At 56.3% G+C, this 14845-nt stretch carries 8 protein-coding genes; 6 read left to right on the forward strand and 2 right to left on the reverse strand.

Annotated features, from left to right (window positions below):
* Nucleotides 1–9 precede the first annotated feature (9 nt).
* Nucleotides 10–1572 carry a citramalate synthase gene (cimA, locus tag TSACC_RS12370; RefSeq protein WP_075079575.1) on the forward strand — a complete coding sequence of 521 codons (1563 nt, stop codon included), beginning with the start codon at nt 10–12 and terminating at the stop codon, nt 1570–1572.
* On the opposite strand, the gene TSACC_RS12375 is transcribed toward cimA, so the two are convergent.
* Both TSACC_RS12375 and TSACC_RS12380 read right to left on the reverse strand, forming a co-directional pair.
* The gene (locus TSACC_RS12375) at nt 1569–2495 is read right to left on the reverse strand and encodes a glutathione S-transferase family protein (protein WP_075079576.1); all 927 of its coding nucleotides are present in this window, start codon (nt 2493–2495) and stop codon (nt 1569–1571) included. The genes cimA and TSACC_RS12375 overlap by 4 nt on opposite strands.
* An 89-nt stretch (nt 2496–2584) precedes the next feature.
* Nucleotides 2585–2935, reverse strand: a complete 351-nt coding sequence (locus tag TSACC_RS12380; protein WP_075079577.1) for a hypothetical protein — start codon at nt 2933–2935, stop codon at nt 2585–2587.
* 78 nt (nt 2936–3013) lie between these two features.
* Between TSACC_RS12380 and TSACC_RS12385 the strand changes: the two genes are divergently transcribed.
* From TSACC_RS12385 to treY, 5 genes are all read left to right on the forward strand, one after another.
* Nucleotides 3014–4009 (forward strand): diacylglycerol/lipid kinase family protein, encoded by a 996-nt coding sequence (locus TSACC_RS12385; RefSeq protein WP_169809627.1) that lies wholly within the window; start codon nt 3014–3016, stop codon nt 4007–4009.
* A gap of 147 nt (nt 4010–4156) precedes the next feature.
* Nucleotides 4157–6481 (forward strand): hybrid sensor histidine kinase/response regulator, encoded by a 2325-nt coding sequence (locus tag TSACC_RS12390; RefSeq protein WP_169809628.1) that lies wholly within the window; start codon nt 4157–4159, stop codon nt 6479–6481.
* Between the two features lie 136 nt (nt 6482–6617).
* Nucleotides 6618–9827 (forward strand): maltose alpha-D-glucosyltransferase, encoded by a 3210-nt coding sequence (gene treS / locus TSACC_RS12395; RefSeq protein ID WP_075079580.1) that lies wholly within the window; start codon nt 6618–6620, stop codon nt 9825–9827.
* Nucleotides 9828–9830: 3 nt separating this feature from the next.
* Entirely contained in the window at nt 9831–12011 is a 2181-nt protein-coding gene (gene glgX, locus TSACC_RS12400) for a glycogen debranching protein GlgX (protein WP_075079581.1), read from the forward strand.
* Nucleotides 12008–14806, forward strand: coding sequence for a malto-oligosyltrehalose synthase (gene treY / locus TSACC_RS12405; protein ID WP_075079582.1), 2799 nt, complete (start codon nt 12008–12010; stop codon nt 14804–14806). The genes glgX and treY overlap by 4 nt, the downstream gene beginning before the upstream one ends.
* Nucleotides 14807–14845: the final 39 nt, after the last annotated feature.

Genomic DNA, 14845 nt, shown 5'->3' on the forward strand with positions numbered 1-14845 from the left:
TCTTTTCCAATGAGCCAGAAAACCGTCTCGATCTACGATACCACACTGCGTGATGGCACGCAGGGCACCGGAATCTCCTTCTCGGTGTTGGACAAGATTCGGGTTGCCCAGCGACTCGACGCCTTTGGTATCGATTATATTGAGGGGGGCTGGCCGGGTTCCAATCCTCGTGATGCCGCCTTTTTTGAAGAGGCCGCCAAACAGGAGTGGAAGCACGCCAAAATCGCGGCCTTCGGCATGACGCGTCGAGGACGCATCAGCGTGGAGGAAGATTCCCAGGTGCGGATGCTGCTCGCAGCGGAAACGCCCGTGGTAACCATCGTGGGCAAGACATGGCCATTGCATGTCACCGAAGTCTTTGGGGTTTGTCTTGAGGAGAACCTCGCGATGATCGCCGACACTGTGAAGTACCTCAAGGCACACGGGCGTGAGGTCTTTTACGACGCGGAACATTTTTTTGACAGCTATCGCGAAGATCCAGCGTATTCGCTCGCAACAATCAAGGCCGCGAAGGATGCCGGGGCGGATCTCGTGATCCTTTGTGACACGAACGGAGGCTCGCTGCCCGGGTTTGTGGGCGAGGTCACCCGAACCGCAGTTGCGCATCTCGGTGCCTCGGTGGGCATCCATACTCACAACGACAGCGGACTCGGAGTCGCCAACGCTCTTGCCGCGGTAGAAGCTGGCGCTTCACAGGTCCAGGGCACAATCAACGGTTACGGCGAGCGAGTGGGAAATTGCAACCTCGTGAGCGTCATCCCGACGTTGCAGCTCAAGTACAATATTCCTGTTGTTCCCGATCTGACACAGATGAGGGAAGTCTCCGTCTTCGTTGATGAACTCGCCAATGTTCCGCATGACATCCGGGCGCCCTACGTGGGGGCTGCGGCTTTCACCCACAAGGGGGGCCTGCATGTCCACGCCGTACAGAAGCTCGCGCGTACCTACGAGCACATCGATCCCAGCCTCGTTGGCAATCGCCAGACCATCGTGGTCTCCGACATGTCGGGGCAAACTAACGTGCTCATGCGAGCCAAGGCCCTCGGGTTCGAACTCGAGAAAGGCTCTGCCCAGGTTTCTGAGATCCTCACCAAGATCAAGGCGGCGGAGAACGAGGGGTACGAATTCGAAGCAGCTGAAGGCTCCTTCAATCTCCTGATCCGCAAGGCGCTCGGCCTGTACCGTCCACTCTTCGAATTGAAGGAATACCACTGTAACTACCGCAATCTTGGGACGAATGGCTCTGATCTTTGCGAAGCAACCGTCAAATTGATCGTCGGCGGAGTGCCAGAGTATACCGTGGCGGAGGGCGATGGTCCGGTAAATGCTCTGGATGCGGCATTGCGCAAGGCCCTGCGTCCTTTCTACCCGTGGATCGATACGTTGCGCCTGACGGATTACAAGGTACGCATCGTCGATGGTGCCCGAGGAACCGCTGCGCGCACCCGGGTTCTGATCGAGTCCACAGATGGTAACACCAACTGGGGCACGGTCGGCGTGTCCGACAATATCATCCAGGCCAGTTGGGAAGCTCTCGTGGACAGTTACGAGTTCTTCAGCGCTGGCCGCTAGGGCATCTGATCCCGACCGCTCGGGCCGTGGAGATACGATGTCTCCGGCCCGATCGGAACGATGCGGGTGGGATTGATATCATCATGCGTCACATAATAGTGGCGCTTGATGTGGTCGAGATTCACTGTTTCTGCGACGCCGGGCCATTGATACAGATCGCGCAGATATCCGGAAAGGTTGGGGTAATCTACGATCCGTCGAAGATTGCATTTGAAATGCCCGTGGTACACGGGATCGAACCGGATGAGCGTGCAGAATGCCCGCCAGTCGCTCTCGACAGGGTGACTCGTGATGAGAAAGCGCTGGCTCGATAGAATGGACTCGAGTTCATCGAGCATTTCAAAGAGGGAGTTGGCGGCTCGTTCGTACGCCTTTTGAGAGGTTGCAAATCCTGCACGATAGACCCCGTTGTTGACCTTCTCGTAAATCGCATTGCTCAGAGCTTCCTGACTGTGCGAATGGGCTGACGGAAAAAGATCAACCTTCCATTTGTGGAAGGGAAGAAATGCCTCGGCGAACATTCGGCAGATATCATCCTCCGAGTTGTTGACAATGCGCGAGGTTTTTCGATCCCAGAGGACGGGAACAGTCACCCGCCCATCAAATCCGGCATCGCTGGCACGGTATGCCTCTGCCAGGAAGGAGAATCCATTGACTGGATCGGGTTCTCCAGGCGAGCGAAAAGCCCATCCCCGTTCGTCACGGATAGGATCGACGATGCTGCAGGAGATTGTCTCTTCGAGACCCAGGAGTTTCCTGGCGATGAGCGTCCGGTGCGCCCATGGACAGGCTAGAGAAACATACAGATGGTAGCGAGCGCTTTCCGGTTCGTATTTTGTTCCAGGAGCAACAATTTCGCGAAATTCATCGGCTTGTCGCTGAAACTCGCCGTCGGTTGACTGTTCCTTGGGAAACTGTGCCATCGTCGTATTTAAGTTGAGTGCTTCCTCGCGGACCGAGGGTTCTCAACTGACAGTTTAGGCGGGACCTGGCAAGGATTTCTCCGTAACGATCACGAGGCTGAAGGTGAGGGCTTCTCGGGCAGCGTGGGGCTGGGTTCCTCGCCGTTCAGATGGAGATCGAATGCCTCAACCCTTTTGCGGACCGTTTCCACGTCAAAGGAACCGGTTTCCAGCGTCTCCTCGTAGAGGTCGAGCAGGGTCAGAAAATCCTCATAAATCCGCCATACACTGCCTGTCTCTCCACGGTGACCTTCCACCAAAGCCTCAAGCTTGTCGCGATAGGACTCGAAGTCATGATGATGCTTCGCGAGATAGCGAATGTGCTCGGTCAGGGCGAATGGATCTTTTTCCCTGATATCGCCAATGCCGACCAAGATGGGGTATTCGGTATGCGTGGTCATAAACGGGAATCGAAAAACATCAACGATCTGCGCGGGTTCATGGGACCAGATCTGTGACTTCGCGCGATGTATCCCACGATGAGCAGGGTTTTATCGAGTGCAGGCAAGGTGAAGGGGAGCAGCTCTACTGCGGTGCTCATTGTGAATGAAGCGGCGGGAAAACAGAATGCTGGCGGCGATCGTCTGGCCGAACTCAAAAAGCGCCTCTCTCCACGTTTTCCCGGCCTCGAAGTCCGGATGATCACGCCGGATCTGTCGGCCGATCAGATCGCCGGGGAGGCCATGGAGCGGGGAGTCTCGCATTTGCTCGTCGGGGGAGGTGACGGCACGGTGAGTGTGGTGGCACGGACCATTGTGCGCCGTCCCGTCACATTGGGTATCATTCCACTTGGCACCTATAACAATATTGCAAGGTCGCTCAATATACCGCCGGACATAGAGGCGGCCTGCCGCATCATTTGCGAAGGACAAGAGCGCCCGGTCGATGTCGGGATCGCCAATGACGAGCGGTACTTCTTCGAAGCTGCCGGAGCGGGACTCGATGCCGCGCTGTTTCCCCTTGGAGAGGAAATCAAGACCGGGCGCTGGGGACGAATTCTGCAATTTGCCCGACTGACCATGAACTACAGCGCCCAGCGCATGAGGCTGGAGTTTGATTCATCAGTGGCAGCAGCGCTTCCCAAGGAAAGGAGGCGCAAGTTCTCCTCCTCCCACTTGTCCGGAAATTCCCTGGTAATGCGCGCCTTGCTTGTTGCTGTCGCCAATGGCCCCTATTACGGCAGCGGCTTTGCTGTTGCGCCCGCGGCGCGGCTCAACGATGGCAAGCTCACCGTGGCAGTGTTTCGCCGATTCTCCAAATACGAGTTGATACGCCACTTCATTTCAATCAGCCAGGGGCGCAGGCATTTTTGTCCAAAATTGGAGCTCTTCTCGGCGCGCCGGGTGAAGATATCCGCATTTCGCAAGCTGCCGGTGCATCTGGACGGAGTACCTTATGGAGGCGCACCCATCCGATTGGAGGCGGTGCCGGAAGCACTCCGGGTAATCGCTCCCCAGAAAGAACCAGTTGCGTGACTTGAGGGAATCTTTTGGAAACACCTCCAGCACTACAGGTAAGGACGATGCCCGAGCGCGTTGCCGAGCCTCTGCTCAGGTCATTCCCTGATGCCCTTCGCTCTTGCTGCCATCATGAGCAAGGCGTTTAGTATGAATTATTATCTGATGGCACCAACCACTCGATTCTTTGCGTTCGGCGTCGCCGTGCTATCGGTAGCATTAGCGTCGCTGACCAGATGGGGACTTATCATGCCCATGCTGGGAGATCGTTCGCCATATGCTGCGTTTCTCTGTGCGGTGATCGTATCTGCATGGGTGGGCGGTCTTTATCCTGGCCTGCTCGCTGTAGGCTTATCCCTTATTTGCGGATGGACCTTTTTGTCCCCTCAAGCGCGCTCTGGTGATGTCGCGACGATGGTGATCACGGTCTTTTTTCTCATCATCGGAATCCTGATCTCCATTGTCTGCGAGTCTCTGCATCGGAGCCGCAGGAGGGCCGAGCAGGCGAAGGCGGAGATTGCTAGTGGACAGGCGCGGATCGAGGCGGCAGAGGAGCGTCAGCGAGAGATTCTCGACGCCATTCCCCACCTGATCTGGAAGTCCTCTCCAGAGGGTGAGCTTTCCTATATCAATCGTCGCTGGACGGAGTCGCTGAACCTTCCCCTGAACGAAGCGAGGAACTACGGATGGACGAAAGTGATTCACCCCGAGGATGTGGATTCCGTGAAGGAGCGGTGGGAAGAGGCACGGGCCAAGGAATGCGAATTTCACATGTCTTTTCGCATCAAGCTGGGAAGCGGGGTCTATCGCTGGCACGAGGTGCGGGTTCGGCCGTCACGCGACTCCTCGGGTGTCTTGATCGGTTGGTTTGGCAGCGCGACGGATATTGAGGATTCCCACAATCTGAATGAATCCCTGCGCGCTAGCGAAGAGCGATTCCGGCGGCTGGCTGATCAGGCACCAGTCTTGATCTGGATGAGCGATACGTCCAAGGCGACGACGTGGTTCAATAAACCTTGGCTGGAGTTTACCGGTCGGTCGTTGGAGCAGGAGATCGGGAACGGTTGGGCAGGGTCCGTACATCCCGATGATTACGCATACTGTTTGGAAACCTACTCAAACAACTTCGAGGCCAGGCAGCCCTTTGAAATGGACTACCGCCTGCGTCGGAGCGATGGCGTCTACCGGTGGGTAATGGATCGTGGCATCCCCATTTTCGGCCAGGATGGAGTCTTCCTCGGGTACATGGGAAGTTGCATCGACATCAACGAGCGCAAGGAGGCGGAGGAACAAGGCGATGCCTTGCTGAAAATGGAGCAGGCTGCCCGGGTGCAAGCCGAGCGCACGGCTTTGTTAAAAGACGAATTTCTTGCCACGGTCAGTCACGAAATGCGCACTCCGCTGACAGCGATGCTGGGCTGGGTACAGCTTTTGCGGAGCGGCAGCCTGCCCTCAGAGACCGTGCCGCAAGCTCTTGAAACGATCGAGCGCAATGCCCGTGCTCAGGCCAAGCTGATCGATGATCTGCTCGACATGAGTCGCATTCTTTCCGGGAGGTTGCGTCTCGATGTTCAGACGGTCAATATCGTGGAAGTCGTCGAGGCCGCTCTCGACGCGGCAGAGCCTGGGGCCGCGGCGAAAAAGATTCGCATGGTACGGGTACTCGACCCCTTGTCGGGGCCGGTGACGGGCGATCCCATGCGCCTGCAGCAAATCGTTTGGAATCTTCTGAGCAACGCGGTGAAATTTACCCCGGCCGGCGGAAGAATCACCACGACACTGGAACGGATCAAATCCCATCTGGAGATTTCCGTGAGCGACTCCGGCGAGGGAATCGTGGCCGAGTTCCTGCCTCATGTCTTTGATCGTTTCCGCCAGCAGGACTCGTCGACGATGCGCAAGCATCAGGGACTCGGACTGGGTCTGTCCATCGTGAAGCAACTCGTGGAACTGCACGGTGGTTCGGTGCGAGCCACCAGCCCTGGCCAGGGGCAGGGTGCAACATTTGTCGTTTCTCTGCCAGTGGCCGCTGCACATAAGGAAGTAAGGGAGAAGGAAAAGGAAGTCGCAGTGCCCGTTGAGCCTCCTCCAGCAAGCGAAGGGGTGCCGACATTGCTGGGAACCCGGGTGCTCGTGGTCGATGATGACGGCGATGCGCGGGAGCTCCTTCGCTCGATTCTCGCACAGCGTGGCGCGAGTGTGCGAACGGCCAGCTCCGCCTCCGAGGCTTTGAGTCAGCTGGATTCCCGGGTGCCGGACGTTCTGGTCAGCGATATCGGCATGCCGGGTCAGGATGGGTATGGACTAATCCGCGAGGTGCGACTGCGGTCGAGGGAGAAGGGGGGGCACGTACCTGCGCTGGCGCTCACCGCATTTGCCCGATCGGACGATCGACGCCGCGCCATCAGCGCGGGATTTCACATGCATCTCGCCAAGCCGGTGGAACCTGCCGAGTTGGTGACTGTGGTTGCCAGTCTGGCCCGCCGCTGATGTCCCACGTGCGAAGACCCAGGCATTGAGCCAAGATCGTTCTTGGGTCCTGCCGGATTCTTGACTAAAATCTGAACTCGGGTCGGAACAAGACACGCGGCGGGGCGGGGAGCCGCGAATACTATCGAACTTGCCGATGCATAACGTGTCATCCGCCCAGTGGTATAAAGACGCAGTCATTTATGAACTGCATGTGAGGTCATTCGCTGATAGCTCCGGCGATGGAATCGGGGATTTCCGAGGCTTGACGGAGCGGCTTGGATACTTCGAGGAACTCGGGGTTACAGCTCTCTGGCTTCTTCCTTTTTATCCGTCGCCGTTGCGTGATGACGGGTATGACATCGCCGATTACATGGCGGTAAACCCGTCCTACGGAACGCTGGAGGACTTTCAGGAGTTTCTGGCCGAGGCTCATAAGCGAAACCTGAAGGTGATTACCGAACTGGTCATCAACCACACTTCGGATCAACATGCCTGGTTTCAACGAGCGAGGCGCGCGCCTGTCGGCTCTGCCGAGCGCGATTTTTACGTCTGGAGCGATAACCCGAGAAAGTTTGAGGAGGCCCGCATCATCTTCAAGGATTTTGAGTCTTCCAACTGGGCGTGGGACCCTGTCGCCAAGGCCTACTACTGGCACCGGTTTTACTCACATCAGCCCGACCTCAACTTTGACAGCCCGCATGTGCAGCAGGCAGTTTTTGAGGTTCTGGATTTCTGGTTGAAGCTGGGGGTCGACGGATTACGCCTGGATGCAATTCCCTACCTTTTTGAAAGAGAAGGGACATCGTGTGAAAATCTACCGGAAACGCACGCCTACCTGAGAAAGCTCCGCAGGCATGTGGAGGAAAACTATGCGGGCCGCATGCTGCTGGCCGAGGCAAACCAGTGGCCGGAGGATGCAGTCGCTTACTTTGGCCAAGGGGATGAGTGTCATATGTCCTTCCATTTTCCGCTCATGCCGAGAATTTTCATGAGCGTTCAAATGGAGGATCGTTTTCCGATCATCGATATCCTTGAGCAGACTCCGGAGATCCCCGCAGAGTGCCAGTGGGCGATCTTTCTCCGCAATCACGATGAATTGACTTTGGAGATGGTGACGGACGAAGAGCGGGACTACATGTACCGTCTTTATGCGGAAGATCCCCGAGCGAGGATCAATCTCGGTATCCGCCGCCGCCTTGCTCCATTGCTGGATAATAATCGCCGGAAAATCGAGCTGGTGAACTCACTTCTTCTCTCGCTTCCCGGCACCCCGATAATCTATTACGGCGACGAGATCGGGATGGGGGATAACTTCTACCTGGGCGATCGGAATGGCGTGCGTACTCCCATGCAATGGAGCGCGGATCGGAATGCCGGCTTCTCTCGGGCCAATCCCCAGCAGCTCTTTTTACCTGTCATCATCGATCCGGAGTTTCATTACGAGGCAGTCAATGTCGATGTGCATATGAAAAACCTCTCATCACTTTTCTGGTGGATGAGGCGGGTTGTTGATGCACGCAAGCGCCACCCGGCCTTCTCTCATGGCACTCTCGAGTTTCTCCGGCCAGACAACGCGAAGGTGTTGACCTTCCTGCGACGGGATGCAGATGAGGTGATTCTCGTCGTGGCAAACCTGTCGCGATTTTCTCAATGCCTCGAACTGGATCTTTCGGAGTTCAAGGGTTCCCGGGCCGAGGAGATGTTCGGCGGCGGTGTGTTCTTTGAGATCAAGGACGCACCGGTCACCTTTACCGTAGGTCCTCATGGCTTCTATTGGCTGCTCCTCAAGTCGACAATGGCGTCAAAGCCTGGCGCCGAGGCTGCGGTTGTTCCGGAGATTGCCTTGGCGGGTGAATGGTCCGAAGGACTCATCGATCACCTTGAGACGGCCATCCTTCCGGGCTATCTATCATCCTGTCGGTGGTATGGGCAAAAGGATCGTATCCTCCGACTCGCGAAGGTTCGCGAGAGCTTTGCCGACCCTTCTGGAAACAGCCGGATCATTCTCCTGGAGCTCACCTTCACGGATGGTGATCCAATGACCCAGATCCTCGCTCTGGCGATTGGGGCAGAAGATGCAGGAGACGTCTCCACCAGTCCGGCAATGGTGGCGCGGTTTACTGATGGTCGGGTCCTCTGGGACCTCCTTTATACTCCGGAGGGTCGGGGTCGGATATGGGATATGCTGACAGGGGAACTCCGATGGGGAGATTCCCGGCATCACCTGCGTGGCATCAAGGGTGACGGCATATCGGGCGGCGCACCTGCCTCCCGGGTCTTGGGTGGCGAACAGTCCAATACAGCCCTCGCATACGGCGACGAGTGGATGTTCAAGTTCTTCCGCATATTTACCGATGGACCTCATCCGGATGCAGAGATCCTCCGAGTGCTGTCTGAGCGAGGATTTCCTTATTCGCCGCGTTTCGGAGGCGAGATTCGCTGTCGACTGAATGATGAGGAAGGGGCCGCTGGTCTCCTGACTTCTTTCGTCAAGAACCAGGGCGATGGATGGAGCTACATGCTTGATGCTGTTGGCAGGTTCTTTGAGCAGGTCGTCTCCGTGGAGGTGCAGGCGGAAGCCACAGGGCAGTTTGACGAGATCATTGAGCAGGTTATCCCGCAGCGCGCTCAACAACTTGGTCAGCGGACAGCAGCTTTACATGCGTGCCTGGCATCGGTAACCGAACTGCCTGAGTTTGCACCCGAGGCTGTCAGCTCGCTCTATCAAAGATCTCTTTACCAGACGATGCGGAGCCAGTTGCGGCGCACTGAGGTCATGGTGACCCGGAAGCTTCCATCTCTGCCCGCCGAATCTCGCGAGGTTGCCATCTCCTGGCTTGCCACAACTCCTCGCATACTCGATTCCTACCAGGAACTGCTCCGCCATCGGGTGCACCTCGATAAAATTCGTGTCCATGGAGACTACCATCTTGGTCAGGTGCTCAATACCGGAAACGATTTCGTCATCCTGGACTTTGAAGGCGAGCCGCGGCGCAGTCTCGGTGAGCGACGGTTAAAAAAGTGCTCGTTGGTCGATGTCGCTGGAATGATGCGATCATTTGATTACGCGGTGCAGGTCTCGTTGAATCGCCAGAAACCCGAGGATCGTCCGCGTCTTAAGCCGTGGGCTGAGCGATGGTTGGGCGTAGTGAGTAAAGCCTTTCTCGACGGCTACCGAAGCGAGGCCGGGGATGCCTCTTTCCTCCCAGCCTCTGAGCAGGATTTTCAGTTTTTGCTACTCCTCTTTCTCTTGGACAAATCCGTGTACGAGATCGGCTACGAATTGAACTACCGACCGGACTTTCTCTCCGTGCCGATGGGGGCGGGAGAACGACTTCTTAATAACAGGGAATCAAAGGTATAACTTATGGCAGACGATAACAAACCGACGGTGTGGCTGGGACGCTCGTATCCTCTTGGGGCTACGGTTACTCCGGAGGGAACGAATTTCGCAATCTTTTCGCAGAACGCCACTGGAGTGGAGCTTTGCCTCTTCAACGGGCCTGACGATACCGAACCGTCCGCCCGTATCAGTGTGAAGGAACGCACTGATGACGTCTGGCACTGCTTTCTGCCTGGCATTGGCCACGGGCAGCTCTATGCGTATCGGGTTTCGGGTCCTTATGATCCGGCTGCAGGTCATCGTTTCAACGACAGCAAGCTTCTCCTCGATCCCTATGCCAAGGCTATCGCTGGTCCGATCAAATGGTGTGACGAGATGTTTGCCTATCAATTCGGGGGAGATGACGCCGATTTGCACCCCGACACTCGTGACAACTCCGCCGGCATGCCCAAATCCGTCGTAGTGGCCAATGGTTTTGACTGGAATGGTGATCGCAAGCTCGACGTGCCGTTGGCGGAGTCAGTTATTTATGAGGTCCATGTCAAAGGATTTTCCAAGCTTTGCCCGGAGATCCCCGAGGATATTCGCGGCAGCTACGCTGCGTTGGGCAGCGACTTTGCCATCGAGTACTTTACGAAACTCGGAGTCACTGCCGTGGAACTCCTGCCGGTGCATCATTTCGTAAACGACGACTATCTGGAGAAAAAGGGCCTGGCGAATTACTGGGGATATAACTCAATCGGGTACTTTGCTCCGCATTGGGCCTACTCAAGCTCTGGGTACCTGGGAGACCAGGTGCGGGAGTTTAAGGAGATGGTGAAACGGCTTCACGCGGCGGGCATCGAGGTGATCCTGGATGTCGTCTACAACCATACTGGCGAGGGCAATCACATGGGACCCACGCTGAGCTTCCGCGGAGTGGATAATGCCTCGTACTACCGTCTGGTGGGTGATGATCGGCGCTATTACATGGATTATACGGGCTGCGGAAACTCGCTGAACATGATGCATCCACGCACGCTCCAGATGATCATGGATAGCCTGCGCTATTGGGTCCAGGAGATGCATGTGGACGGCTTCCGATTCGATCTCGCATCCACCCTGGCCCGCGAATTGCACGAGGTGAACCGGCTCTCGGCCTTCTTCGACATTATTCACCAGGATCCGGTGATCTCCCGAGTGAAGCTTATTGCAGAACCCTGGGATGTCGGTGAGGGAGGGTATCAGGTGGGCAACTTCCCGGTTCTCTGGGCGGAATGGAACGGAAAGTACCGCGATTGCATTCGCAAGTATTGGAAGGGCGATGAGGGTAACATCGGGGAATTTGCCTCCCGTCTGACGGGAAGTTCCGACCTTTATCAAAGCGATGGCAAACGTCCGTACGCGAGCATCAATTTCATCACTGCGCACGATGGATTTACCATGCACGATCTCGTGAGCTATAATGAGAAGCACAACGACGCGAATCAGGAGGGGGGTTCCGACGGCGATAGTAGTAATAATAGCTGGAACTGCGGAGCAGAAGGACCGACGGAAGACACCGGAATTCTCGCGCTCCGCCAGCGGCAGATTCGGAACTTCCTGACCACGCTTCTTCTCTCGCAGGGTGTGCCCATGATTTCGGGCGGTGATGAGTTTGCCCGCTCTCAGGCCGGCAACAACAACGTGTACTGCCAGGATAACGAGCTGTCCTGGTTCTCGTGGGAGCAATCTCCCGAACAGCATCAATTGACGGAGTTTGTCTCCCGTTTGATCCAGTTCCGAAAGACTCACTCTGTTTTTCGGCGGCCGAAGTTCTTTCAGGGACGGCCGATCCGCGGTCTTGGAATCAAAGACATCATGTGGTTTAATCCTGATGGCCACGAGATGTCGGACGAGGAGTGGTCGGTGGGCTATGCGCGTTCAATGGGAGTCCTGTTGAGCGGGCTTGGCATGGATGTACGCAACTTCAAGGGTGAACCGATCACCGACGATACCTTTGTCGTGCTTTTCAATGCACACCACGAGCAGATCGAGTTCAAGTTGCCGCGCATCAAGAACAGCCGGGCAGGGTGGGAGATGATACTCGACACGAATCTTCCAGAGGGTTTCCTGACGGCGAAGACACGTCATTCCGCGGCGGCTCCCATCCCTGTCGAGGCGAGATCCATCGTCGTGCTCAAACACGGCCTCTCCCGCGAAAAGGCGACCCAGCAGGTGCAATGAGCGAGCAAAATTTTCCCCGTATTCCGTCGGCAACTTATCGTCTTCAGTTTCATGCGGGCTTTACTGTACGCGATGCACTGGAAATCCTGGACTATCTGAGTGACCTCGGCATCAGTGATGTCTATTCCTCTCCTTATTTTCAGGCGTCGCCAACGAGCACGCACGGCTACGACGTTGCGGATCATAACCGGCTGAATCCCGCAGTGGGTGATGCCTCGGATTTTCATGCCTTCAGCCAGGGGCTGAAGGAGCGATCAATGGGGCAGGTGCTGGATTTTGTTCCAAACCACATGGGTATCGGCGAGTCCTTGAATACCTGGTGGCTTGAGACGCTCGAGGATGGTATTGCCTCTCCCTATGCCCGCTATTTTGATATCGATTGGCAGTCCGGCAAGGAGGCGCTGGCGGATCGTGTGCTGCTTCCCATCCTGGGGGATCGTTACGGGCGGGTGCTGGAGAATGATGACTTCCATCTCGTTTTTCAGGATGGCGCTTTTGTTCTCAATTATTATGAAACCCGTTTACCGATCAATCCTCGGACATATCCCTTGATCCTGCGTGCGACTCTCGCGAGCCTTGAGGGAGAGGAGCTGGATATGATGCGCGATGTCATCGCCAGTTTTGGGGCTTTGGGCCGTGTCACAGACGAGCCTGACGCGAAACAGAAGGCGAAGAGTCGTCTGGCGGAGATCGCTGTCCGACCGCGGATTCGGCATGCGATCGATCTTGCCTTGAAGTCTTTCGCTGGGACGAAGGGCGACCCTGCTTCTTTTGATGCGCTCCATGAATTGCTCGAGGGGCAATATTACCGGCTGAGCTATTGGCGGGTGGCGGCAGAGGAAATCAACTACCGCCGTTTTTTTGATATCAATACGCTTGCGGCGATCCGCATCGAGATTCCTGAGGTATTTGAGGCTGCCCACAAGCTGGTTTTCGAACTCCTGGCCAGAGGGGCGGTCACAGGGCTGCGAATTGACCACATTGATGGCCTGTGGAATCCCCGGCAATATGTGCAGCGACTTCAGGATCGCGTTGCCAAGATGGCTGGGACCAGCACGGACAAGCCACTCTACCTCGTGGTTGAAAAAATTCTTGAGGTGGCTCGCGAGGAATTGCCAGCGGACTGGCCGGTTCATGGAACGACTGGGTATGAATTCGCAAATCAGGCTGTACAGGTGCTGGTCGACGGCCGGAACCACAAGGCCTTTGACCGGCTTTACTCGCGCTTCATCGACGAGGACCTGATCTACGCGGATCTGGTCTATGCCAAAAAGAAACTCACGATGGACATCCTGCTGCGGAGTGAGGTCTCTGCCTTGGGGCGGCGGTTGAATGAGTTGTCCGAACTTCATCGTGACTTCAGGGATCTGACACAGAATACCCTGACCAGTGCCGTCGAGGAGGTGATTGCCTGTTTCCCGGTTTACAGAACATACGTCAGCGAGGACGGGGTCGTGTCGCCTCTGGATGAGAAAGTCATTTTGCGGGCCATCGTGGCAGCGCGTCGACGCAATCCCACCATCGAAAAAGCGGTATTCGACTTTCTCAGGGGAGTGCTCTTGCTCAAACTGCCTGATCGGCTCACCGAGGAACAACGCAAGGCACATGTGGATTTTGTCATGCGGTTCCAGCAATGCAGTGGGCCGGTGATGGCCAAGGGACTGGAGGATACCACATTCTACATCTACAACCGGCTCGTGGCGCTGAATGAGGTGGGAGGAAATCCCGGCATGTTCGGTATCTCCATCGAGGAATTTCATCGCCTGAATCAGGAGCGAGCTGAGCGCTGGCCTCATTGCATGCTGGCGACCTCAACGCATGACACCAAGAGGAGCGAGGATACTCGGATGAGGCTTGTCGCCTTGTCCGAAATCCCGGAGGACTGGAATTCCGCAATACGTGCGTGGTCGCGGATGAATCGCAAGCATCGGACGAAGATCGATGATCTCATCGCTCCCTCACCGAACGAGGAGTATCTGCTTTATCAGGCTCTCGCTGGCATCTGGCCGATCGGAGAAGTCGACGATGTTTTACGGGAAAGTATCGTGGCCCGGGTTCAGGAGTATATGACGAAGGCGTTGAAGGAGGCCAAGGTCAACAGCAGTTGGACAGAGCCCAACGCTGCGTGGGAGGAAGCGGTCATGAAGTTTATTGACGCAATTCTCGATGCGGAGAGGAGTCAGGAATTTCTCTCCAGCTTCTCGGCTTTCACGGCAAGGCTGGCCCGACTGGGTGCATGGAACTCCCTGGTCCAAACCGTCCTGAAATGTACTTGTCCCGGAGTGCCGGATTTCTATCAAGGCACTGAACTGCTGGACCTCAGTCTGGTAGATCCGGACAATCGACGCCCGGTTGACTACGGCTTGCGTCGGAAGCTTTTGGATGAGGTTTCAAGCGAGTGTCCCAGGAATCTTCTGTCTCACGTGGAAGATGGGCGGATGAAGCTCTTTGCCATCCGCTCCCTGCTGCGATTCCGCCGCGACCATCAACGCCTGTTTGGCGATGGAGACTACCAGCCTCTTGAGGTCGATGGGCCGCTGAGTCACCGGGTGATTGCCTACCAGCGCACCTCCAGCGATGGAATACTGGTCGTGTGTGTGCCTCGTTTCTTCGCCGGCCTCGGAGAAACTCCCTGGGGTGAGATCTGGAAAGGGACTACTGTCAAAGGGCTGTCTCTGGGAACGTGGTGCAACCTGCTCACGGAGGCGGCCATGGAAACTGATGGCAAGCTGGATTTGGCAATGGCATTCAGCGATATGCCAGGCGCTGTCCTCTGGCAGCCCACAGAGTCTTGATGCCGAGCGACATTTCCTAAAAAAGAAAAGGCCACATTG

The sequence above is a fragment of the Terrimicrobium sacchariphilum genome (genome assembly GCF_001613545.1).
Taxonomy (GTDB): Bacteria; Verrucomicrobiota; Verrucomicrobiia; order Chthoniobacterales; family Terrimicrobiaceae; genus Terrimicrobium; species Terrimicrobium sacchariphilum.

What these genes read in the sequence shown, in the direction of transcription:
- cimA (WP_075079575.1), top strand. Translation starts at nt 10, where the DNA reads ATGAGCCAGAAAACCGTCTCGATCTACGATACCACACTGCGTGATGGC.
- TSACC_RS12375 (WP_075079576.1), bottom strand. Translation starts at nt 2,495, where the DNA reads ATGGCACAGTTTCCCAAGGAACAGTCAACCGACGGCGAGTTTCAGCGA.
- TSACC_RS12380 (WP_075079577.1), bottom strand. Translation starts at nt 2,935, where the DNA reads ATGACCACGCATACCGAATACCCCATCTTGGTCGGCATTGGCGATATC.
- TSACC_RS12385 (WP_169809627.1), top strand. Translation starts at nt 3,014, where the DNA reads ATGAGCAGGGTTTTATCGAGTGCAGGCAAGGTGAAGGGGAGCAGCTCT.
- TSACC_RS12390 (WP_169809628.1), top strand. Translation starts at nt 4,157, where the DNA reads ATGGCACCAACCACTCGATTCTTTGCGTTCGGCGTCGCCGTGCTATCG.
- treS (WP_075079580.1), top strand. Translation starts at nt 6,618, where the DNA reads ATGCATAACGTGTCATCCGCCCAGTGGTATAAAGACGCAGTCATTTAT.
- glgX (WP_075079581.1), top strand. Translation starts at nt 9,831, where the DNA reads ATGGCAGACGATAACAAACCGACGGTGTGGCTGGGACGCTCGTATCCT.
- treY (WP_075079582.1), top strand. Translation starts at nt 12,008, where the DNA reads ATGAGCGAGCAAAATTTTCCCCGTATTCCGTCGGCAACTTATCGTCTT.